General features: G+C 63.8%; 19 protein-coding genes and 2 pseudogenes. 13 read left to right on the forward strand and 8 right to left on the reverse strand.

What is annotated here, in order from left to right; genetic code table 11:
• Positions 1-3: 3 nt before the first annotated feature.
• The 7 genes and pseudogenes from ACVJGD_RS30350 to ACVJGD_RS30380 all read left to right on the forward strand — a co-directional run bounded on the left by ACVJGD_RS30350 (position 4) and on the right by ACVJGD_RS30380 (position 7,667).
• Positions 4-879, forward strand: coding sequence for a phosphoribulokinase (locus ACVJGD_RS30350; RefSeq protein ID WP_456637670.1), 876 nt, complete (start codon positions 4-6; stop codon positions 877-879).
• Positions 876-2,902 (forward strand): annotated as a pseudogene (gene tkt / locus ACVJGD_RS30355) (transketolase). Before ACVJGD_RS30350 ends, tkt begins: the two are co-directional and overlap by 4 nt.
• Before the next feature lie 2 nt (positions 2,903-2,904).
• Positions 2,905-3,987: a class II fructose-bisphosphate aldolase gene (fba, locus tag ACVJGD_RS30360; protein WP_456637671.1), complete on the forward strand. Its 1,083-nt coding sequence runs from the start codon at positions 2,905-2,907 to the stop codon at positions 3,985-3,987.
• Positions 3,988-4,019: 32 nt separating this feature from the next.
• Positions 4,020-5,480: a form I ribulose bisphosphate carboxylase large subunit gene (locus tag ACVJGD_RS30365; RefSeq protein ID WP_456637672.1), complete on the forward strand. Its 1,461-nt coding sequence runs from the start codon at positions 4,020-4,022 to the stop codon at positions 5,478-5,480.
• Positions 5,481-5,492: 12 nt separating this feature from the next.
• Positions 5,493-5,918 (forward strand): ribulose bisphosphate carboxylase small subunit, encoded by a 426-nt coding sequence (locus tag ACVJGD_RS30370; RefSeq protein ID WP_456637673.1) that lies wholly within the window; start codon positions 5,493-5,495, stop codon positions 5,916-5,918.
• A gap of 109 nt (positions 5,919-6,027) precedes the next feature.
• Complete coding sequence (gene cbbX, locus ACVJGD_RS30375; protein ID WP_456637674.1) at positions 6,028-6,951, forward strand: CbbX protein; 924 nt, start codon at positions 6,028-6,030, stop codon at positions 6,949-6,951.
• Entirely contained in the window at positions 6,948-7,667 is a 720-nt protein-coding gene (locus ACVJGD_RS30380) for an HAD family hydrolase (protein ID WP_456637675.1), read from the forward strand. The genes cbbX and ACVJGD_RS30380 overlap by 4 nt, the downstream gene beginning before the upstream one ends.
• A 60-nt stretch (positions 7,668-7,727) precedes the next feature.
• Here the strand turns inward: ACVJGD_RS30380 and ACVJGD_RS30385 are convergent, their stop codons facing one another.
• The 4 genes from ACVJGD_RS30385 to ACVJGD_RS30400 all read right to left on the reverse strand — a co-directional run bounded on the left by ACVJGD_RS30385 (position 7,728) and on the right by ACVJGD_RS30400 (position 12,447).
• A complete protein-coding gene (locus tag ACVJGD_RS30385; protein ID WP_456637676.1) occupies positions 7,728-8,792 on the reverse strand; it encodes an SDR family oxidoreductase in 1,065 nt (354 codons plus the stop codon).
• A gap of 231 nt (positions 8,793-9,023) precedes the next feature.
• Positions 9,024-10,589 carry a DHA2 family efflux MFS transporter permease subunit gene (locus tag ACVJGD_RS30390; protein WP_456637677.1) on the reverse strand — a complete coding sequence of 522 codons (1,566 nt, stop codon included), beginning with the start codon at positions 10,587-10,589 and terminating at the stop codon, positions 9,024-9,026.
• Between the two features lie 225 nt (positions 10,590-10,814).
• Positions 10,815-11,975, reverse strand: coding sequence for an HlyD family secretion protein (locus ACVJGD_RS30395; RefSeq protein ID WP_456637678.1), 1,161 nt, complete (start codon positions 11,973-11,975; stop codon positions 10,815-10,817).
• Complete coding sequence (locus tag ACVJGD_RS30400) at positions 11,968-12,447, reverse strand: MarR family winged helix-turn-helix transcriptional regulator (protein ID WP_456637679.1); 480 nt, start codon at positions 12,445-12,447, stop codon at positions 11,968-11,970. The genes ACVJGD_RS30395 and ACVJGD_RS30400 overlap by 8 nt, the downstream gene beginning before the upstream one ends.
• Positions 12,448-12,599: 152 nt before the next feature.
• Here ACVJGD_RS30400 and ACVJGD_RS30405 point away from each other — a divergent pair, with 152 nt between their 5' ends.
• Both ACVJGD_RS30405 and ACVJGD_RS30410 read left to right on the forward strand, forming a co-directional pair.
• Positions 12,600-13,103, forward strand: a complete 504-nt coding sequence (locus ACVJGD_RS30405; RefSeq protein WP_456640422.1) for a Fur family transcriptional regulator — start codon at positions 12,600-12,602, stop codon at positions 13,101-13,103.
• A 139-nt stretch (positions 13,104-13,242) separates the two neighbouring features.
• Positions 13,243-14,118, forward strand: coding sequence for a DMT family transporter (locus ACVJGD_RS30410; RefSeq protein WP_456640423.1), 876 nt, complete (start codon positions 13,243-13,245; stop codon positions 14,116-14,118).
• Positions 14,119-14,257: 139 nt separating this feature from the next.
• Here the strand turns inward: ACVJGD_RS30410 and ACVJGD_RS30415 are convergent, their stop codons facing one another.
• Positions 14,258-15,133, reverse strand: a complete 876-nt coding sequence (locus tag ACVJGD_RS30415) for a sulfurtransferase (protein WP_456637680.1) — start codon at positions 15,131-15,133, stop codon at positions 14,258-14,260.
• Positions 15,134-15,400: 267 nt separating this feature from the next.
• On the opposite strand from ACVJGD_RS30415, the gene ispG reads away from it, so the two are divergent.
• A complete protein-coding gene (ispG, locus tag ACVJGD_RS30420) occupies positions 15,401-16,687 on the forward strand; it encodes a flavodoxin-dependent (E)-4-hydroxy-3-methylbut-2-enyl-diphosphate synthase (RefSeq protein WP_456637681.1) in 1,287 nt (428 codons plus the stop codon).
• A 248-nt stretch (positions 16,688-16,935) separates the two neighbouring features.
• Positions 16,936-17,832 (forward strand): TauD/TfdA dioxygenase family protein, encoded by an 897-nt coding sequence (locus ACVJGD_RS30425; protein ID WP_456637682.1) that lies wholly within the window; start codon positions 16,936-16,938, stop codon positions 17,830-17,832.
• Between the two features lie 33 nt (positions 17,833-17,865).
• On the opposite strand, the gene ACVJGD_RS30430 is transcribed toward ACVJGD_RS30425, so the two are convergent.
• On the reverse strand, positions 17,866-18,141 hold the full coding sequence (locus tag ACVJGD_RS30430) for a hypothetical protein (RefSeq protein WP_456637683.1): 276 nt from the start codon (positions 18,139-18,141) through the stop codon (positions 17,866-17,868).
• Between the two features lie 181 nt (positions 18,142-18,322).
• Here ACVJGD_RS30430 and ACVJGD_RS30435 point away from each other — a divergent pair, with 181 nt between their 5' ends.
• Together ACVJGD_RS30435 and ACVJGD_RS30440 are read left to right on the forward strand one after the other, a co-directional pair.
• A complete protein-coding gene (locus ACVJGD_RS30435) occupies positions 18,323-19,663 on the forward strand; it encodes a Rieske 2Fe-2S domain-containing protein (protein WP_456637684.1) in 1,341 nt (446 codons plus the stop codon).
• A 72-nt stretch (positions 19,664-19,735) separates the two neighbouring features.
• A complete protein-coding gene (locus tag ACVJGD_RS30440; protein ID WP_456637685.1) occupies positions 19,736-20,536 on the forward strand; it encodes an N-acetylmuramoyl-L-alanine amidase in 801 nt (266 codons plus the stop codon).
• A gap of 8 nt (positions 20,537-20,544) precedes the next feature.
• Here ACVJGD_RS30440 and ACVJGD_RS30445 read toward each other — a convergent pair.
• Positions 20,545-22,154: pseudogene (locus ACVJGD_RS30445) on the reverse strand (Na+/H+ antiporter).
• Positions 22,155-22,260: 106 nt separating this feature from the next.
• A complete protein-coding gene (locus ACVJGD_RS30450) occupies positions 22,261-22,635 on the reverse strand; it encodes a nuclear transport factor 2 family protein (protein WP_454616073.1) in 375 nt (124 codons plus the stop codon).
• Positions 22,636-22,695: the final 60 nt, after the last annotated feature.

Genomic DNA, 22,695 nt, shown 5'->3' on the forward strand with positions numbered 1-22,695 from the left:
GGCATGTCGCGCCGTCATCCCATCATATCGGTGACCGGCTCCTCCGGCGCCGGAACGACGTCGGTCAGGAAGACCTTCGAGAACATCTTCCGCCGCGAGAATGTCAGCGCCGCCTATGTCGAAGGCGACGCGTTCCACCGCTATGACCGCGCCGAAATGCGCAGCAAGATGGTCGAGGAGGCCGAACGAGGCAACAAGCATTTCAGCCATTTCAGTCCCGAGACCAATCTGTTCGAGGAGCTCGAAAAGCTGTTCCGCGACTACAGCGAGTCCGGCACGGGCACGACGCGGCACTACGTCCACGATGACGACGAGGCGCGGCTCTACGGCAGCGATCCCGGCACTTTCACAAAATGGGAGCCGTTGCCGGAGAATTCCGATCTCCTGTTCTACGAGGGCCTCCATGGCGCCGTCGTTACCGACAAGGTGAACGTCGCCAAATATGCCGACCTCAAGATCGGCGTCGTCCCGGTCATCAATCTCGAATGGATCCAGAAGCTGCATCGCGATCGCAGCCACCGCGGCTATTCCACGGAGGCGGTGACCGACACCATCCTGCGGCGCATGCCTGATTATGTGAACTACATCTGTCCGCAGTTCACCGAGACCGACATCAACTTCCAGCGCGTGCCGACGGTCGACACGTCGAATCCGTTCATCGCGCGCTGGATCCCGACGCCGGACGAATCGATGGTCGTGATCAGGCTGAAGAATCCGCGCGGCATCGATTTTCCCTATCTGCTCTCGATGATCCCGCACAGCTTCATGTCGCGCGCCAATTCGATCGTGATCCATGGCGCCAAGCTCGACCTGGCGATGCAGCTCATCCTCACCCCGCTGATCCTGCAATTGATGGAACGAAAGAGGCGAACGATATGACCGCACTTGCGTCCGTGGCCAGCCGCGCCGAAGTCAGCCATGCCGAGATGGCGAACGCCATCCGCTTCCTGGCCATCGATGCCGTGGAGAAGGCGAAGTCCGGGCACCCGGGCATGCCGATGGGCATGGCCGATGTCGCGACCGTGCTGTTCTCGCGCTTCCTCAAGTTCGATCCTGATGATCCGGCCTGGCCCGACCGCGACCGCTTCGTGCTCTCGGCCGGCCACGGCTCGATGCTGCTCTACGCGCTGCTGCATTTGACCGGCTATGAGGGCGTTACGATCGATCAGCTCAAGGCCTTCCGCCAGTGGGGATCGACGACGCCGGGGCACCCCGAATATGGCCACACGCCCGGCGTGGAGACGACCACCGGTCCGCTCGGGCAGGGCATTGCGACCGCCGTCGGCATGGCGCTCGCCGAGCGATTGATGAATGCGCGGTTCGGCGACGATCTCGTCAACCACTTCACCTATGTGATCGCCGGCGACGGCTGCTTGATGGAGGGCATCAGCCACGAGGCGATCTCGCTCGCCGGGCATTTGCGCTTGAACCGGTTGATCGTGCTGTTCGACGACAACCGGATCTCGATCGATGGCGCGACCTCGCTGTCCTGTTCGGACCATCAGCTCGCGCGCTTCAGGGCCTCCGGCTGGTCGGCCTGCCGGATCGACGGCCATGATCCGCAAGCGATTGCGAGGGCGATCGATGAAGCCAGGAGGAGTCACCTGCCGTCGCTGATCGCCTGCCAGACCGTGATCGGCTTCGGCGCGCCGAACCGGCAAGGCAGCGAGAAGGTTCATGGTGCACCGCTCGGATCGGAGGAGGTCGCCAAGACGCGCGCCGCGCTTGATTGGCGCTACGAGCCTTTTGAGATTCCGTCAGCGGTGCTTGCGGAATGGCGCGAGATCGGCGCGCGTGGCCGCGCGGCGCGACGTGCCTGGATCGAGCGTTCGCGGCGCGCCTGCAACGGCGGCGGCAGGTCGCCGTTCCACGATGCGCTGAACAAGAAATTGCCTGGCGCCTATGCCGAGGCGATGGCGAAGCTGAAGGAGCGTTTCGAGCTCGAGCGTCCGAAGCTCGCGACACGGCAGGCATCGCAACAGGTGATCGAGGTGATCGCCGAGGTGCTGCCGAACCTGCTCGGCGGCTCGGCCGACCTGACGCACTCCAATCTCACGCTGGCGAAGACCCAGGTGCCGGTTCGCGCGGGCTGGCTGCACGGCAGCTATATCCATTATGGCATCCGCGAGCATGCCATGGCGGCGGCGATGAACGGCATCGCGCTGCACGGTGGGTTCGTCCCCTACGGCGGAACATTCCTTGCGTTCGCCGACTACAGCCGCCCCGCGATCCGCCTCGCGGCGCTGATGGGCATCCGCGTCATCCATGTCATGACGCATGATTCGATCGGGCTGGGCGAGGATGGCCCCACGCACCAGCCGGTCGAGCATCTCGCCGCGTTGCGGGCGATTCCCAATCTCCTGGTATTTCGTCCGGCCGATCCGATCGAGACCGCGGAAGCCTGGGACTGCGCGCTGAACGCCGAGACGTCGCCATCGATCCTGTGCCTGTCGCGGCAGGCGCTGCCGGCCTTCCGCGACGCGACCGATACCAACCACGTCGCGCTCGGCGCTTATGCGGTGATCGAGCCGGACGGAGGCCGTGACGTCACGTGCTGATCGCGACCGGCTCGGAAGTGTCGATCGCGCTCGAGGCGGCGAAGCTGCTCGGAAGCGAGAACATTCGCGCCGCCGTCGTCTCGGCGCCGTGCTTCGATCTGTTCCGGAAACAGCCGCGCGACTACCAGGCCGAGGTGCTCGGCAATGCGCCGCGCGTCGGTGTCGAGGCCGCCGTCGAGGGCGATTGGGCGCGCTGGCTCGGCGACGACGGTGAGTTCGTCGGCATGAACGGTTTCGGTGCGTCGGCGCCGGCCGATGTGCTCTACCGCGAGTTTGGCATCACGCCGGCGGCCGTCGCTGCCGCGGCCAAGCGCGTGATCCAGCGGGACAACGAAAGGAGATAAGCATGGCGCGTATCACCCTGAGGCAATTATTGGATCATGCCGCCGAGCGCGGCTATGGCGTGCCGGCTTTCAACATCAACAATATGGAGCAGGGCCTTGCGATCATGGCGGCGGCGTCCACCTGCGATGCACCCGTCATCATCCAGGCCTCGCGCGGCGCGCGCGCCTATACGGGCGACATCATGCTGTCGAAGATGATCGATGCGCTCGAAGAAATGTATCCGGACGTGCCGCTCTGCCTGCATCTCGATCATGGCAATGAGGAATCCACCTGCACCACCGCGATCCGCTACGGCTTCACCTCGGTGATGATGGACGGCTCGCTGAAGGCCGACGCCAAGACCGCGGCCGATTATGACTACAATGTCGACATTACCCGCCGCGTCGTCGAGATCGCGCACTGGGTCGGCGCGTCCGTCGAGGGCGAGCTCGGTGTGCTCGGCTCGCTGGAGCATGGCGGTGGCGAGCAGGAGGATGGCCATGGCGCCGAAGGCAAGCTCAGCCACGACCAGCTTTTGACCGATCCGGGCCAGGCGGTCGATTTCGTCCGCGCCACCAAGGTCGATGCGCTCGCGATCGCGATGGGCACCTCGCATGGCGCCTACAAGTTCACGCGGCGGCCCGATGGCGAGATCCTCGCGATGCGCGTGGTGGAAGAGATCCACCAGCGGCTGCCGAATACGCATCTGGTGATGCACGGCTCGTCCTCGGTGTCGCAGCCGTTGCAGGACATGTTCAACCAGTTCGGCGGCGAGATGCCGCAGACCTGGGGCGTCCCGGTCGAGGAGATCGTCCGCGGCATCAAGCATGGCGTGCGCAAGGTCAACATCGATACCGACTGTCGCCTCGCGATGGCGGCCGCCTTCCGCAAGGTCGCGACCCAATCCAAGAGCGAGTTCGATCCGCGCAAATTCCTAAAGCCGGCGATGGATGCGCTGCGCGACCTTTGCCGCGATCGGTTCGAGCAGTTCGGCACCGCGGGCAATGCTGCAAAGATCAAGGTGATCCCGCTGTCCGAGATGGCCAGGCGCTACCGCGCCGGCGCGCTCGATCCGCAGATTGGGGCGATGACCGAAGCAGCCTGAGGGGCAGGTTAGAAAAATTTCAGGAGGACCATATGAACATGCAGTCGATGACCCTGCGCGGCAAGGATCGCTACAAGTCCGGCGTGATGGAATACAAGCGCATGGGCTATTGGGAGCCCGACTACGAGCCCAAGGACACCGACGTCATCGCGCTGTTCCGCGTCACGCCGCAGGACGGCGTCGATCCCACCGAAGCCTGCGCGGCGGTGGCCGGCGAGTCCTCCACCGCGACCTGGACGGTGGTGTGGACCGATCGCCTGACGGCGGCGGAAAAATATCGCGCGAAATGCTACCGCGTCGAGGAGGTGCCGAATTCGCCCGGCAGCTATTTCGCCTACATCGCCTACGACCTCGATTTGTTCGAGCCGGGCTCGATCGCCAACCTGACTGCGTCGATCATCGGCAACGTCTTCGGCTTCAAGCCGCTGAAGGCGCTGCGGCTCGAGGACATGCGGCTGCCGATTGCCTACGTGAAGACATTCCAGGGGCCGGCGACCGGCATCGTGGTCGAGCGCGAGCGGCTCGACAAGTTCGGGCGTCCCTTGCTCGGCGCCACCGTCAAGCCGAAGCTCGGGCTTTCCGGCCGCAACTATGGCCGCGTCGTCTATGAGGCGCTGAAGGGCGGGCTCGATTTCACCAAGGATGACGAGAACATCAACTCGCAGCCCTTCATGCATTGGCGCGAGCGCTTCCTTTACTGCATGGAAGCGGTCAACCGCGCGCAGGCGGCGACCGGCGAGATCAAGGGCAGCTATCTCAACGTCACCGCGGCGACGATGGAGGACATGTATGAGCGCGCCGACTTTGCCCGCGAGCTCGGCTCCGTCGTCATCATGATCGATCTCGTGATCGGCTACACCGCGATCCAGTCGATGGCGAAATGGGCGCGCAAGAACGACATGATCCTGCATCTGCACCGCGCCGGCCATTCCACCTACACCCGGCAACGCAGCCACGGTGTCTCGTTCCGCGTCATCGCGAAGTGGATGCGGCTGGCGGGCGTGGATCACATTCATGCCGGCACTGTCGTCGGCAAGCTCGAGGGCGATCCGAACACGACGCGCGGCTACTATGACATCTGCCGCGAAGACTTCAATCCGATGCAGCTCGAGCACGGCGTGTTCTTCGACCAGCCTTGGGCAAGCCTGAACAAGCTGATGCCTGTGGCCTCAGGGGGCATCCATGCCGGCCAGATGCATCAGTTGCTCGACCTCTTGGGCGAGGACGTCGTGCTGCAGTTCGGCGGCGGCACCATCGGCCATCCCCGCGGTATCCAGGCCGGCGCCACCGCCAATCGGGTCGCGCTGGAGGCGATGATCCTCGCCCGCAACGAGGGGCGCGACTACGTCCATGAGGGGCCAGAGATCCTGGCCAAGGCCGCGCAAAGCTGCACGCCGCTGCGCGAAGCGCTGGAGGTCTGGAAGGACGTCACCTTCAACTATGAATCAACCGATGCTCCGGATTTCGTTCCGACGCCGAGCGTCGCGGTCTGAGAGGAGTACATCATGCGCATAACCCAGGGCTGCTTCTCCTTCCTGCCCGATCTCACCGACGAGCAGATCACCGCGCAGGTCCAATATTGTCTGGACAAGGGCTGGGCTGTGAACATCGAGTTCACCGACGATCCGCATCCCCGCAACACCTATTGGGAGATGTGGGGACTGCCGATGTTCGATCTGCCCGACGCCGCCGGCATCATGCGGGAGCTGGCCGAATGCCGCCGCGTGTATGGCGACCGCTACATCCGCATCTCAGGCTTCGATTCGAGCCACGGATGGGAGTCCGTGCGCATCTCCTTCATCGTCAACCGGCCGAAGAACGAGCCCGGCTTCCGGCTCGACCGGCAGGAATCCGCCGGCCGCAACCTCCGCTACTCCACGCGCGCTTACGCGGCGGAACGGCCTGAGGGCGAGCGCTACGGCCAACCTTAATGGCGTCCGGTTCAAGCCAGGCGGATGGCTCCCTCGGCCGACCTGGTCCGGATGCACTTCTCCGTCGCCGCCAGGTGCGGCGACGGGGCTTTTTCGACACGAGAGCAGGATGACGCAACCACAGCCACAGACTGACGAAGCTCCGCTGCAGGCCGTCGATCTCAGGCGCGAATTCGCCGACCTTGGCATCGGCGCCGTGCTCGACCAACTCGATTCCGAACTCATCGGCCTGGCGCCAGTGAAGACGCGCATCCGCGAGATCGCGTCGCTGCTGCTGGTCGAGCGCATCAGGCAGAAGATGGCGCTCGCCACCACCTTTCCGACCCTGCATATGTCCTTCACCGGCAATCCCGGCACCGGCAAGACCACCGTAGCGCTGCGGATGGCCAGCATCCTGCACCGGCTCGGCTTCGTGCGCCGCGGCCATGTCATCAGCGTCACCCGCGACGATCTGGTTGGGCAATATATCGGGCACACCGCGCCAAAGACCAAAGAGATCCTGAAGAAGGCGATGGGCGGCGTGCTGTTCATCGACGAGGCCTATTATCTCTACCGGCCCGACAACGAGCGCGACTATGGCCAGGAGGCGATCGAGATCCTCTTGCAGATCATGGAGCAGCAGCGCGAGGATCTGGTCGTGATCCTCGCCGGCTATGGCGAGCGGATGGAAAAATTCTTCCAGAGCAATCCGGGTTTTCGTTCCCGCATCGCCCATCACATCGACTTTCCCGATTATTCGGATACCGAGTTGCTGGCGATCGCCGAATTGATGCTGCAGCAGCAGAACTACCACTTCTCATCAGCGGCGCGCGATGCCTTCATCCGCTACATCGCCGTGCGCAAGACGCAGCCGCTATTCTCCAACGCGCGCTCGATCCGCAATGCCCTGGATCGCATCCGGCTCCGCCAGGCCAACCGTATCGTCTCGCGACTCGACCGGGTGCTCACGGCGGACGCCGTGATGTCGATCGAGGCCGGCGACGTGCTGGCAAGCCGGGTATTTTCGAAGGGCGCGGCGGACAAGGAGACATGAGCGAGACGCTGACAGTCGTGCGCGCGGCGGGCTTCAGGGACGTCATCGCCCGCGCCCATGCACTGATCTTTGATGTCGATGGTACGCTGGCCGAGACGGAGGAGGTGCACCGTCGCGCCTTCAACGACGCGTTCTCTCGCGCGGGCCTCAACTGGTACTGGGACCAGCCGACCTACGGAGGGTTGCTGCGTGTCGCCGGAGGCAAGGAGCGGATCCGCGCATTTGCCATGCGCAAGCGAACCATGCCCTTGCTGTCGAATCGCGAGATCGCAGAGCTGCACCGGATCAAGACCGCGCGCTATTCCGAACTGATCGCAACAGGCGGCTGCCCGCTGCGGCCTGGTGTGGAAGCCTTGCTCCGAAACGCGCGAAGGCGCAGCCAGCGCCTCGCGATCGCGACGACGACCTCGCGCGCCAATATCGATGCGCTGCTGTCGGTCGCGCTGGGCGACGATTGGGCCGAGTGGTTCGAGGCGATCGTCGCGGGCGATGATGTGCCCGAGAAGAAGCCGGCGCCCGACGTCTATCTCATGATGCTGGCGCGACTATCGCTGCCCGCCTCACGCTGCATCGCCATCGAGGACTCGCGCAACGGATTGCTCGCGGCCGCGCGCGCCGGCATCCCCGTGCTGTTCACCCGCAGCGCCTATTTCCGCAACGATGATTGCTCGGAAGCGCTGCTCGCCGTCGATGAACTGACCGAGATCGAATGCTGACGGCGCGGCCACGGGTCTGCCGATGCTGGACAATCACGTCGAGACCATTTTGCGCCCGACTTACGGAATGATGCGCTCGTCGCGCAGTCGGGTGAACAGATCGAAGAAACTGTCGTCGGTCGCCTGGTAATCCAGGAAGCCGAGCTTGCGGCTCTTGCTCATATCGGTGACGACCTCGATCGGGCGGCCGAGGTCGGCATCGGTGTGCCAGGCCGAAGCGAGCACGCCGAGATCGGGCTCGGCCAGCCGATATTTGCGCGCGATGTCGGACCAGATCGGACCCGCGTCGGCCAATTGCTGCTCCAGCGGAATCCCTTCGCCCGGAAACGGCGCTGGCTTCAGTCCGAACCAGTCGGCCAGCCGCTGCCACATCCAGCTCCAGCGAAACACATCGCCATTGACGACGTTGAACGCTTGATTGCGGGCGGCCGGCGTTGTCGCCGCCCATTTCAGATGGCGTGCGAGCAGGCGCGCGTCCGTCATATCGGTAAGACCATTCCACTGCATCGCGGAGCCCGGAAACAGGAATGGCCGCCCGATCTCCCGGCAAATGGTGGCGTAGACCGCCAGCGTCACGCCCATGTTCATCGCGTTGCCCACGGCATAGCCGATGATGGTGTGCGGCCGATGGATGCTCCAGCCAAAACCGTCGCGACCAGCCGCGGCGAACACTTCGTCTTCCTGGGCATAGTAGAAATTTTCGATATCGAGCCGTGGCTGGTCTTCCCGAAACGGCGTAGCGGGCAGCTTGCCCTTGCCGTAGTTTTCGAACGGACCAAGATAGTGCTTGAGCCCGGTCACGAGCGCGACGTGCTTGACCGAGCCTGCAGGCGACAACGCGTCGAGCAGGTTGCGCACCATCGCGGAGTTGACCCTGATATTCTCGGCCTCTGTGTTCTGCCGCAACCACGTGCTGAGGAACACGTCCGTCGGTCTCAAATCCTGCAGCGCCTTGCGAAGCGATGCGGGATCCAGCAGGTCCGCCGCCACGGGCCGCGCGCCGTCGATGTTGGCCGGCGGTCGACGCGCCAACGCGAAAACCTGCCAGCCTTGCTGGCGAAGGTGCCGGACGAGATTATTGCCGACGATGCCGCTCGCACCAACCACCAGTGCTGAACCCGCCATGTTCCAATCTCCAGGGATCTCGATCAGGAGATAGGAGTGGCCCGTGCATCAACCAGGGCGGCCGCGCCGGAAATAACTCGTTCGTGAGTGCCGTAGCCCGGGTGGAGCGCCAGCGTAAGCCCCGGAGCCCGCCACGTCGTCATTGCGAGCAAAGCGAAGCAATCCACGCCGCCGCAAGCCGAGAGATGGATTGCTTCGCTCCGCTCGCAATGACGGAAAGAAGCTCAAGCCTTACTCCATCACCGCCGCATGGTCCGATGATGCCTGCGACTGCGACCGCAGCGTCGCCTTGGTCGAGCCGATCATGATCGCAAGCGGGATCGAGGCCAGGATGAACACCATCACGAGCTGGTAGTCGTGGGCGAACGCGATGATTTGCGCCTGGGCCGCGACGATCTTGTCCGCCATCGCGCGGCCGGCATCGGTGTTGAGGTTGATCATGCCGCTGACATTGGGCATCTGCAGCGCGTGGTTGAACGGGTTGATGTGCTCGGACAGCGTCGCATAAATGCGCCGGGAGCCTTCCGTGAGCTGCGCGACTACGATGGAGATGCCGATCGAGCTCGCGACGTTGCGCAGCAGCGTCAGCATCGAGGTGCCGTCAGTGCGCAAATGGTTGGGCAGGGTCAGGAACGCCACGGTCGAAAGCGGCACGAACACCAGTCCGAAGCCAAAACCCTGGACGATGCTCACGACCACGATCTCGGTTGCGCCGGTCTGGTCGGTCCAGCCGGTCATCACGAACAGCGACGCCGCGGTCAGCGCCAAACCTGAGATGATCAGCGAGCGCGCCTCGAAGAAGCGCATCATGCGTCCGACCAGCATCATCGCAACGAAGGTGCCGCAGCCGCGGCTCGCCAGCAGTATGCCGGCGGTGATGATGGGATAGCCGATCACGTTCTGCAGGTAAGGGGAGGACAGCGCCATGGTCGAGTAGAGCACGAGCCCCATCACGGTCATGAACACGCAGCCGCCGACGAAATTCCTGTCCTTGAACAGCTCGAACTGGATGAACGGCTTCGATGTCGTGAACGAATGGGCGAAGAAGTAATAGAAGCCGATGCCGGAGATGATGAATTCGGCGATGATTTCGTTGGATTCGAGCCAGCCGAGCTGCTCGCCGCGGTCGAGTGCAAGCTGCAGCGAGCCGATCGCGACCGCGAGCGCAGTGAAGCCGAACCAGTCGAAGCGCAGGTTCAGATCCTGCTTGGTTTCGTCCATGAAGATGATGAGGCCGAGCACGGTAATGGCGCCGAACGGCAGGTTGACGAAGAACACCCAGTGCCAGGAATAGGTCTCGGTCAGCCAGGCGCCGAGCGACGGACCCATGATCGGGCCCATCATCACGCCCATGCCCCAGATCGACATCGCCTTTGCCCGCTCATGCAGCGCGTAGGAATCGAGCATCACGGCCTGCGACAGCGGCACCAGCGCTGCGCCGAACACACCCTGCACCAGGCGGAACAGCACCATCTGGCTGATGTCCTGCGCCAGGCCGCACAGCACGGAAGCAACGGTGAAGCCTGCGGAGCAGAGGATGAAGATGCGCTTGCGGCCGAACCGGTTGGCGATCCAGCCCACCGGCGCAGTCATGATCGCGGCGGCCACGATATAGGATGTCAGCACCCAGTTGATCTGGTCCTGCGACGCCGACAGCGTGCCCTGCATATAGGGCAGCGCGACGTTGGCGATGGTGGTGTCCAGCGCCTGCATGACGGTCGCCGTCATGGCGCAGACCGTCACCATGTTCCTGCGCAGGCCGGGCACCATGCTGGGCGAGGGTGCTGGAGTCGACATCTGTGATCTATCGCCGAGTGCTAGTTGGTTGAATCGGTCGGGCCGCGCACACCACCTCTCCCCATCGGGGAGAGGTCGCGCCGAAGGCGCGGGTGAGGGGGATCAGGTCCACGTGAGAGCTGAGCCCCTCACCCGGACCGCATCTCGCGATGCGGTCCGACCTCTCCCAATGGGAGAGGTGGGGAGTCCCGATGCCGCACCAGCTCGATCTGGTCTCATCGGGCTCTAGTCCTGTTCGTGGCTTGCGGCGGCCGAGGACAGGCCGAGCAGGCCGGACAGCGTGCGGCGATGGTTGGTGTCGATGGTCGCGTAGACGCTCATGCCCGCCTTCAATTTGCGCACCATCCTGTCGTTCTTGTCGAAATAGATCCTGACCGGCACGCGCTGCACGACCTTGACGAAGTTGCCGGTCGCGTTCTGCGGCGGCAGTATCGCGAACTGCGCGCCGGTGCCGGGTGAGAGCGAGCCGACCGTGCCCTTGAACAAATGGTTCGGGAACGCGTCGACCTCGAGGTCGACAGGCTGGCCGACCGCGACATAGGTGAAATCGGATTCCTTCGGGTTGGCGTCGACCCAGGGATTCGCCACATCGATGATGGAAAACACCGGCGTGCCGGCGGCGACGAAGCGGCCGAGCTGGATCTGCTCGACCTGGGTTGCGACGCCCGCCATCGGCGCGCGCATCACGGTATGGTCGAGGTTGCGCTGGGCTTCATCGAGCTTGGCCTTCGCCTGCGCGTAGGGCGGGAATTGCTCCAGCGGCAGGTCGGGATTGCCGAGCAGTTGCGCCTTGGAACTGGAGATCTGCTGCTTGATGAACTCGGCCTGCGCGCTCGCGGTGACCAGCGAGGTCGCGGCATTGTCGAGGTCGAGCTGCGAGCCGAAATTGCTCTTGACCAGCGTCTGCTTGCGATCGACATCGCGTTGTTTCAGGTCGACGCCGCGCTGCGCGAGGTCGAGCATCTGCCCGTAGATTTTGATATTGGCGACCAGATTGTCGTAATTCGTGCGCGCCTGGTCGAGCGCGCCCTTGGCCTGGTCCACCGCAAGGCGGAACGGCACCGGGTCGATCTCGAACAGCACGTCGCCTTGCTTGACCTGCTGGCCTTCCTTGACCACGACCTTCTCGATCTTGCCGGAGATGTCGGGCGTGATCAGCACTTTCTGAGCGCCGACATAGGCGTCGTCGGTGGACACGTAGCGGCCGCCATTGAGATAGAAGGCGACGCCGCCAACCAGCGCCGCCAGCGGCAGCACGACCAGAAGGAGGACGCGGCGATAGCGCCGCAAGCCCGCTATCAAGCTGCGGCGCGGCTGATCCGTCTTCGGCGACGCCGCCGGATTGTCCCTCTGCTCGGGCGCGAGTTTCAGCACGGGATCAGCCATAGCGCTGCTCTTTTCTGGGAGGTTCGCCGGCCGGGGTTTGGATGGCATTGCGGACGTTTTCCTTGATCGATTCGAGTTGGGCGAGCAGGCGATGGGCATCGGCGGGATTGATGCCTTCCAGCGCGGTCGCGGTGAGTTCGGAGCGAAGGCCGGCAAGCTTGGCGAGCAGCGGGCGCGCCGCCTTGCGCAGATAGAGCCGGTTGACGCGACGGTCGTTCTCGTCGCCGCGGCGTTCGATCCAGCCATTGTCGCAGAGCTTGTCGATCAGCCGCGTCAGCGTGATCGGCTGCACCTCCATCTGCTCGGCAAGCTCCGTCTGCTTCATTCCCTCGTTGCGCTCGACCTTGGCCAGCACCGCCCATTGCGCGCGGGTAATTCCGTAGCGCGCGGCCTCCTTGTCCGCGTAGATGCGGATCAGCCGAAACAATTCGCCAAGCGTGAACATGAAATTCAAATCAACGGAACCGGGCATGACCACCCTCCATAAGCTTGGAATATAATAAGCTAGCTTATGAATTCTGCATGCCTGGTTAACGGAAGGCAGCTCCGCTTCCAGAACATGGCTGGGAACGCCGACGGCGCCGGGGCTTTGGGATCGTCCATCGAACTGCTAAAATGGCCCAAATGACGTTGGCAAAACCCACATTTCCCGCACCCGACCACGATCACGGCCGCTGCACTGCGGAAGGAATCGCCCATGCTGAGGACGTCTGCGCGCGGCGGTCGCAGAAGTTCACGCAGATCCGGCGCCAGGTGCTCGAAGCGCTATTGTCCAGCCACCGGCCGCTTGGCGCCTATGAGGTGATCGACGAGCTTGCCAAGTCGATGCCACGCCCGGCACCGATCACCGTCTACCGGGCGCTCGATTTCCTGATGGAAAACGGCCTCGTCCACCGCATCGAAAGCCGGAACGCGTTTCTGGCCTGCGCCCATGACCACGACGAGACCTCGATGGTGGCGTTCCTGATCTGCGATCGCTGCGGCGCGGTCGGCGAAATCCCGGCGGCGCCGGTGGCACAGAGCCTGAAGACCGCGGCGCGGGCGGCGGGCTTTGCGCCAAAGCTGTCGGTGGTCGAGATCGCCGGCACCTGCGCGCATTGCCAGAAAGAAGCCAGGGCAGTTCTCTGATTGAATTGAAGAACCCGGAAGCCCCTGTTCCGGAACGATAACACGGCGCCAAGCCGGAGGCTGAGGAAACATGTCAACGCAAACCATCTCCAGCGTCGCCGCAGCCGGGCGCGCGCTCACCCCGGGCGCGGTCGCGATCATGCTGATGCTGTGCGTGAGTTGGGGGTTCAACCAGATCGCGGTCAAGCTCGCGCTGCCGGACATTCCGCCGATGCTGCAGGCGATGTTCCGCTCGGCCGGCGCCTTGCCGGTGATGCTGATCGTGGGCTGGCTGCGGGGCGTGAAATTCTTCGAGCGCGACGGCACGCTTCTGGCCGGCCTGGTGGCGGGGTTGATGTTCGGCATCGAGTTCGTGCTGATCTTCAGCGGGCTGGTGTTCACGTCTGCCTCGCGCGCGGCGGTATTCCTCTACACGGCACCGTTCTTCGTCGCGCTCGGCTCCTATCAGTTCCTCGGCGAGCGCCTCTCCGCTTTGCAATGGAGCGGGCTCGCCTTGAGCTTTGCCGGCGTCGCGCTTGCGATCGGCGTGCCGCAGCCCGATGTCGATGCGAAAGTATTGCTCGGTGATCTCATGGTGGTCGGCGGCGGCGCGCTATGGGCGGCCACCACGCTGGTCGCCAAGGGAACGGCGCTGCGCAAGGCCGCGCCGGAAAAGGCGCTCGGCTATCAGGTTGCCTTGTCGATTCCGATCCTGGGTATCGCCTCGTGGCTTGCGGGTGAAACCATCACCCATTTTCCCAGCCCGCTGTCGCTCGCCTTGATGACCTATCAGGCGGTCTGGGTGGTGGGCTGCACGTTCGTGATCTGGTTTGCGATGGTGAAGATCTATTCCGCCAGCAAGCTGTCGGCCTTCACTTTCATCACGCCGCTGTTCGGCGTCGTCGCCGCCTACATCATCAAGCACGATACGCTGACGCCGGTGTTCGGCGTCGCGGCGCTGCTCGTGATCGTCGGCCTCTATCTCGTCAACAAGCCCGATCCCAAGGTGACCCCGGATCCCAACGTGCCGGCTTAAAGGCGGAAACCGCGCTCACCGACCTCATCCCGAGGAGCCGCGCGAGCGGCGTCTCGAGGGATGGGCCACGGGCCTCATGGTTCGAGACGCGCCTGCGGCGCTCCTCACCATGAGGGGCTGACACCGCATGAGCCGAGCCCTACCCCCGCTCGATCGGCAGCGTCTCGTCCTTGGCCCATTCGCCCATCGAGGCATCATAGAGGGTGAGGTTGTCGTAGCCGAGCCGATGGAGCTGGAACAAATCGACGGTGGCGGAAATGCCGCCGCCGCAATAGGCGATCACGCGCTTGTCCTTGTTGACGCCTTGGCTCGCAAATATTGGTTGCGCCTCCGTCGGCGCAACGAACGTCTTCGTTGCCGGATCGAGCAATGTCGCCGCCGGCACATTGACGCTGCCGGGGATGCGTCCCGGCCGGCCATAGCGGCTGGGCTCCAGCCCTTGATGGAATTGCGGACCCAGCGCATTGACGGTGATGGTGCGCTGGTCCCCGCGCGCGGCAAGCACGTCGTCCTTGCCGACGAAGAAGCCCGTTCGCGGTTTCGCGGCAAACGTCGCCGGCGGATAGCCCTTGGCGCGGCCGGTCTCGAGCGGACGGCCTTCCGCCTTCCACTTGTCCAAGCCGCCGTCGAGCACGGAGGCCCCGTCGAAGCCCAGCGATTTCAGCATCCACCAGAAGCGCGTCGCCCACATCGGGGTGCCGATCGAATACAGCACCACCCGGCTACCCAGACCGATGCCGTGGCGGCCGAACGCGGCTTCGAGCTGGGCGACCCGAGGCATCATGAAGTGCAGTTCCGTGTTTGAGTCAGAGAATTCGCCCTGCAGGTCGAGAAAATCGGCGCCCGCGATGTGGCCGGCTTCGAACGTCGCTTTCCCGGGCACCGCAATGTAGGGAACGCCGCTGCCCTCGGGCGCAGGCTCCAGATAGGTCGTACAGTCGAACAGGCGAAGATCCCGCCGATGCAGGATATCGGCAAGTTCCGCTGTGGTGATAAGCCCATCCTGCGTCGCCATCTACACCTCCCGCACGTTGTGTTCACCTCAAGCTATGGCGCGCGCCGGGCGATGAAAAGCCACCCTCCGGTGGCGGCGCGCCCTTTAATCCCTCGAAACCGCGCCGATATACCGGTCAGCCGGTTGAGCGGCCGCCGGTTTCACGCTCGAGCCCACTTCGGGCGCAACTTGTTGAATCTCCGTTAGAAAATATGTGATCCAATAAAGCGCCCGCCCGCTTTTGTGCCCCCTTGGTGAATGTCACCAAAACCTGATATTCGAGACGCCATGAACAAGCCCGAACTATTGAGCGATGTCGCCGGTCCCAGGCCCCGGCATCAGACAACCCAGGTCATGGTCGGCCAGGTCGCCGTCGGCGGGGGTGCCCCGATCGTCGTGCAGTCGATGACCAACACCGACACCGCCGATGTCGACAGCACGGTGGCGCAGGTCGCGGCCCTCTCGCGCGCCGGCTCGGAGATGGTGCGCATCACGGTCGACCGCGAGGAAGCCGCCGCCGCCGTCCCGCATATTCGCGATGCCTTGCGCAAGCGCGGCATCAACACGCCCCTGATCGGCGACTTCCACTATATCGGCCACAAGCTGCTCGCCGAGTATCCGGCCTGCGCCGAGGCGCTCGACAAGTACCGTATCAATCCCGGCAATGTCGGCTTCAAGAACAAGCGCGATTCGCAGTTCGCCGACATCATCGAGATCGCCAACAAGAACAACAAGCCGGTCCGCATCGGCGCGAACTGGGGCTCGCTCGACCAGGAACTGCTGACCAAGCTGATGGACGAGAACACGGCCTCGCCGAACCCGCGTGATGCCCGTGCGGTGACGCGCGAAGCCATGGTGCAGTCGGCGCTGCTCTCAGCCGCGCGCGCCATCGAGCTCGGCATGCCCAAGAACCGCATCATCCTGTCGGCCAAAGTCTCAGCCGTGCAGGATCTGATCGCGGTCTACCAGGAGCTGGCGCGCCGCTCGGATTACGCGATCCATCTCGGCCTCACCGAGGCCGGCATGGGATCGAAGGGCATCGTCGCCTCTTCCGCCGCGCTCGGCATCCTGCTGCAGGACGGGATCGGCGACACCATCCGCATCTCACTGACGCCTGAACCCGGCGGCGACCGCACGCTGGAAGTCCAGGTCGCGCAGGAACTGTTGCAGACCATGGGTTTCCGTACCTTCGTGCCGCTGGTTGCGGCGTGCCCGGGTTGCGGCCGCACCACCTCGACTACATTCCAGGAACTGGCGCGCTCGATCCAGGATTTCATCCGCGACGAGATGCCGAGCTGGAAGACGAAATATCCCGGCGTCGAGCAGCTCAACGTCGCGGTGATGGGCTGCATCGTCAACGGCCCCGGCGAATCCAAGCACGCCAATATCGGTATCTCGCTGCCCGGCACCGGCGAAGCGCCGGCCGCGCCGGTCTTCGTTGACGGCAAGAAGTTCCGCACGCTGCGCGGCCCCACGATCGCCGCCGACTTCAAGGCGCTGGTGATCGACTACATCGATCAGCGCTACGGCACCGGCAGCACCGTACCCGCGAGCACGGTGACTGCGGCGGAGTAATTTCTCTCCGCCGAACGCCCCCTCTCCGCTGTCGTCCCCGCGGAAAGCGGGGACCCATAACCGCAGGATTTTGTGGTTAAGCAGGCTGTCACTCCGAGTCGTCGCAAAACACAATCCTGTGGTTATGGGTCCCGGATCGCGCTCGTTACGCTCGCTTGCCCGGAACGACAGATAAGCTTGCGCCGGCGATTGCGCTTCGCTCTATCCGGGCTACGATGCTCCCAACAACAACGATTGGGAGCACACCCATGAGCTCGCTGTCCGGCAAGCAAGGTCCCCGCTACAAGCATCTCGCCGACGAAAGCGAGCCCTACGAGACCATCAATGTCGAAAAGCTGACGCCGATCATCGGCGCGGAGGTTTCCGGCGTCGACATCGCCAAGCTCGTCTCCGGCGACTCACGCTCCAATCGCCAGATGGACGAGATCCATCGCGCGCTCGCCGAGAACCTCGTGATCTTCTTCCGCGACCAGCGCATCACGCCGAAGGATCATCTCGCCTTCGGCCGCAAGTTCGGCGAATTGCACATCCATCCCGCGGCGCCGCATGAGGGCGAGGATCCCGCGCTGATGAAGATCTACGCCGATAAGGATTCACCGCGCGCCAATGGCGAAGGCTGGCATTCGGACGTGTCCTGCGATCTCGAGCCGCCGATGGGCTCGATCCTCTACATCAGGCAGTGCCCGCCGCACGGCGGCGACACGCTGTTCGCCAACATGTATGCGGCCTATGACGCGCTGTCGGACCGGATGAAGGCCTATCTCGACGGGCTCACGGCGCTGCATGACGGCGAGCCGATCTATCGCGGGCTGTACGCCAATTACGGTGTCGCCGACAGGCCGAGCTATCCCCATGCCGAGCATCCGGTGGTGCGCACGCATCCGGTGACGGGAAAGAAGGCGCTCTATGTCAATCGCGGCTTCACCCGCCACATATCAGGCATTCCCCGCGACGAGAGCGACGCCGTCCTCGCCTATCTCTATCAGCACGCCGAAAACCCGCTGTTCCAGTGTCGCTTCCGCTGGACCGAGAACGCGATCGCCTTCTGGGACAATCGCTGCACCCAGCACCGCGCGATGTGGGACTATTGGCCCCACACCCGCGCCGGTACGCGCGTCACGGTAAAGGGCGAGCGGCCGGTGTGACCGTGAACGCGGCAGAGCGCTTCCCTCAACCCGTCACGTGCAGAACATCTCGAAGTCGATGCGGATGTCGGCGAGACTCATCTCATCCTCATCGATCTGGCTCTGCAGTGACGCGATCGCCTGCTTGAGCTGCTCGATCAGGGCCGGATCGGGAGTTGGTTGAGTCTCTGCCTTCTTCAGGCTGGCTTCGAGGACGGCGAGCCTTCGCCGCTCGTCTCGGATCCTGATCTCGAGATTTGCGATCATTCGCTTGAAGAGAGCGCATCCACCACGAACGGCGGTTTGGACCTCTGCTTCCGACGTCGCCATGTGACTATCCTTCCCTGAACGGTGGCATGGGCAGTGCGATCGTCGGTATCATTTTCACCTGAAATTGCGTGTGATAGAGATCACAATCTACACATGTGACATGTTGATGCAGCGCGCGTTGACCGGTGCGTGCCGTTACGCCAAGCTTCCTCGCAACCAAAACAAAATCGGAGGACGCCCTATGCTCCGCGCGGAAGACAACAAGTTCCTGACCGAAAGCGGGCCGGGGACGGGAATGGGCGAGTTGTTGCGCCGTTTCTGGCTGCCTGTGCTGTTGTCGGAAGAGCTGCCGGAGCCGGACAGCGAGCCGAAGAAGATCACAGTCCTCGGCGAGGAACTGCTCGCCTTTCGCGACTCACGCGGCGTCGTCGGCGTCATCGACCAATATTGCCCGCATCGCGGCGCCAATCTCTGGCTCGGCCGCAACGAGGAGTGCGGCATCCGCTGCGTCTATCACGGCTGGAAGTTCGACACCGACGGCCGCTGCGTCGACATGCCGACCTCCTATCCCGATCTCAACGCCAAGGATCATATCCGCATCAAGTCCTATCCCGTGCGCGAATGGGGCGACATGATCTGGGCCTATATGGGCCCGGCCGATGCAGTGCCGGAATTGCCGGCGCTGGAGATGGCGCTGGTGCCGCCGTCACATCGCTACGTCAGCAAGAAGTGGCAGGACTGCAACTGGGTGCAGGCGCTGGAAGGCTCGATCGACACCGCGCATTTCACCTTCGCCCATCTGTCGTTCGAGAAGGAAGAGAACGAGATCCTCGACATCAAGAAGCATTTCGTGAATCCGCTGGTGCGCGTGGCGACCGAGCACATGCGCTGGATCGCCGAAGACCCGCGGCCGGTGATCAAGATCAATCCGCATGACGCGGGGCTGACGATCGCCGGCGGGCGCCTCACCGGCACCGACAACATTTATTGGCGCATCGCCCAGTTCCTGATGCCGGTTCACGCCTACGCGCCGAGCGCGATGCCGGGCGAGAACATCTTCGGCCAGAGCTTCGTGCCGGTCACCGACACCAACTGCTGGATCTACACCTATGCCTGGAATCCACAGCGGCCGATCACGCAAGCCGAGCGTGACGCCTATGACCGCGGCAACGGGGTGATCGCCGAAGTCGACGAGAACTATGTGCCGCTGCGCAACAAGTCGAACGACTATTTGATCGACCGACAACTGCAGAAGACCAAGAGCTACACCGGCATCAAGGGCGTCTCCGAGCAGGACGCCGCGGTGCAGGACAGCCAGGGCCCGATCGCCGACCGCACCCGCGAGCATCTCGGGCCGACCGACCTCGGCATCATGCATTTCCGCAAGCTGCTGATGGAGGCGGCCCGCGCGCTGCAGCAGGGCGAGGCACCGCCGCATGTTGCGCATCAGGATCGTTACACCGTCCGTTCCGGCGCCTGCGTCACCAGCAAAGCCAAGGATCTGGCGGCGGTCATGACCGAGCGCTTCGGCGACCCCGCAGGTTTCGTCGGCGGTCCCGGTCAGAACGCGGCGGCGGAGTAGGTCGCAGCCCCGGGGTGAAGTGACCAGCCGACAGACCGATCCCGGATTGCGCTTCGCTGCATCCGGGCTACGATGCCTGGTGTGTGGCGCCACCATCCGATCATCATGACTTCGATCGTCGTATTGTCGCTCGACACGGGATTTGCCGCATGGTCGCGTGGGACTGTCCGGGCTGCATCAAAGATCGTGCCTTCGAAATGCGACCGGTCCAAATTCAAGGTCATCCTGGATGTCGGCCACACCGCCGAAGCGCGCGGCGCGAGGAGTGCCCGTAACGTTCCGGAATTCGATTTCAATCTGCGACTCGCAAATCGCATCGAGGACAAATTGAAATCGGAAGGCTTTGCGCAGACCAGCCTCCTGGTGACGGAAGGCCCGGCACGGCCGAGCCTGTTCAAGCGCGCCACTACGATCAACAATTCAAGAGCCGATCTGGTGCTGTCGATCCACCATGACTCGGTGCCTGATTCCTTTCTCGAAGACTGGGAGTTCGAGGGAACGAAGAACCATTTCAGCGACCGGTTCAGCGGCTATTCGCTGTTCGTTTCCCACGACAATCCGAAATTCTGGACCAGCTTGAGGTTCGCCCGGTTGCTCGGCAAGCAAATGAAAGCGAAGGGCCTGCAATATGCCCGCCAATACGCGCAGGCGGTGATGGGTCGATACCGGCGAAAGCTGCTGGACAAGAAGGTCGGGGTCTATCGGTATGACCAGCTCATCGTGCTCGCGCAGACCCGCGTGCCCGCCGTCCTGTTCGAGGCCGGCTCGATCATCAACCGGGATGAAGAGCTGGCGATGGAGTCCACGGAGCGTCAGGACATGATCGGCGTCGCCGTGGTCGGTGCGGTGAAGGAATTCTGCGCGTCGCGGTAGCGTGCCCGCTACAGCGGCATCTTCCGATATTCGCGGTTCGCCAGGCTCGCCTCTTCCAGGTCGAGATCGCGCTCGATCCGGCGCCGCGTCTCGTCGGTGATCTTGCCGTCGCGGAGCAGGGCGTGGATGAACTTGCGCTCGGTTGCGATCAGTTCCCGCGTCAGCTCGGTGCCGTTGGCGGAGACGTCGTGCCTGTCGGGGTCGAGCGCGGCCGGCAACTGGCTGGTGCGGATATCGTGCCGCGCCCGGAGCAGCTTCACGACCTCGTCGGAGAGCTCGCGTTCGTCGGTGATGGCATCGAGCGATGCGAGGGCGGCGGCCAGGGCCTCGCGCCTGGCTGCAATTTCGGCCTCATGTTCGGCGATGCTCTCGGCGCGGCCGTCCTTTGCGATGTTGAGCCATCCCACGACGGTGGGCAGGGTCGAGCCAAATCCCACCAGCGTGATGAAGATGACGCCGAAGGAAACGAACAGGATCATGTCGCGATAGGGAAAGGGATCGCCGCTCGCGAGCGAAAGCGGCAGCGCCAGTGCGGCGGCCAGCGACACCGCGCCGCGGACGCCGACGAAGGCGATCGTGAATACCCATTGCCAGCGCGGCTGCGGATCGCGCCGGCGCACGCGCTCGCTCAGGATCCGCGGCAAATAGGTTGCGGCAAACACCCAGGCAAAGCGTGCGATGATGATGACCGCCACCACCAGCGCGGTGGTGGAGAGGATGTCGTCGAGCGGAAATGCCTTCGACTTCTCATAGAGCGAGCGTATCTGGAAACCGGTGAGCAGGAACAGGATCCCTTCGATCAGGTAGATCAGCAAGTCCCAGAAGAAGATGCCTTGCAGGCGGGTGGCGGAAGGAATCAAAAGCGGCCCGTTCCAGCTCACATAGAGGCCGCAGGCGACGGTGGCGATCACGCCGGAGCCGCCAAAATGCTCCGGCAGCCAATAGGCCACATAGGGCGTGATCAGCGAGAGCGTGATCTCGACCTGCGGGTCACGCGCACGCTCGCGGGCGCGCAGGCTCTCAACCATCCGACCACGATGCCGAATGCGACCTCGCTGACGATAATGGCGGCGAACTCGCCGATGGCGATCGGCAACGAAAATGTACCGGTGACGATTGCCGCGATGGCGAAACGATAGAGGATCAGCGCCGTGGCATCGTTCGCCAGCCCCTCGCCTTCGAGTATGACGAGGATGCGACGGGGGAGGCGGAGCCGCCGCGCGATCGCAAGCGGCGCGACCACGTCGGGCGGCGCCACGATCGCGCCGAGCAGGAAGCCGACATTCCATGGCAGACCGATCAGGTAGTGGGTGGCGGTCGCCACCGCCGCCGCCGTGAAGATCACGCAGCCGACGGCGAGCAGGACGATCGGGCGGAGGCTGTTCTTGAACTCGCGCCAGCTCATGGCCACCGCCGCCATGTAAATCAGGGGCGGCAGCACCAGGAGCAGCACCAGTTCCGGCGGCAATTCGATGCTGGGCATGCCCGGCACGAAGGCCAGCGCAATGCCGGCCAGCATCAAGAGGATGGCGGGCGCGACATTGAGGCGCCGCGCCAACAGCGCCGTGCCTGCCAGCACGGCAAGCAGGATCAGGAAGATCTGGAATCTGGCTTCCATGGCCGTCCCAATTGGCCCCGAAGCGCAGGCGAGGTCAATGCGCGATGGACGGCCGACCGTGCGAGATCGAAAAAGCGGCCGTCCGATCCGCCGGGTCCGAGCCTGCCTACTCGCGCAGGTCGTAGCGATAGGATTTGGAGACGATCTGCCAGCCGTCCTTCAGCTTCATCGCCACCAGATAGTCGGTGAAATAGCGTGGCGGCAATTGGCAGCGGACCTTGATGAAGGCGGTGGCGTCGTCGGAGCGGTCGATGGTGACGATGAAATCCTCGCGCGGCTTGCCCTCCGCCTTCGCCGACGGCCGCTTGCGCACCCGGTCGAGCCAATCAGGCACTGTCAGCACCTGCAGCTCGCCCTTTTCCAGCCAGCGCAGGTCGGCGGAGGGGTGAAAGATCGCGCCGAGCTTGTCGGCGTCGCCCTCATAGAGGCCGTCGAAATAGTTCTGCACGACGGCTTCGACGGTTGATCGGTCTTGGCTCATGGTTTGTTCCTCCCACGGATCATTTGTTGGTAGCCCGGGCGGAGCGGAACGCGCAACCGG

The sequence above is a fragment of the Bradyrhizobium sp. USDA 10063 genome, assembly GCF_054063735.1.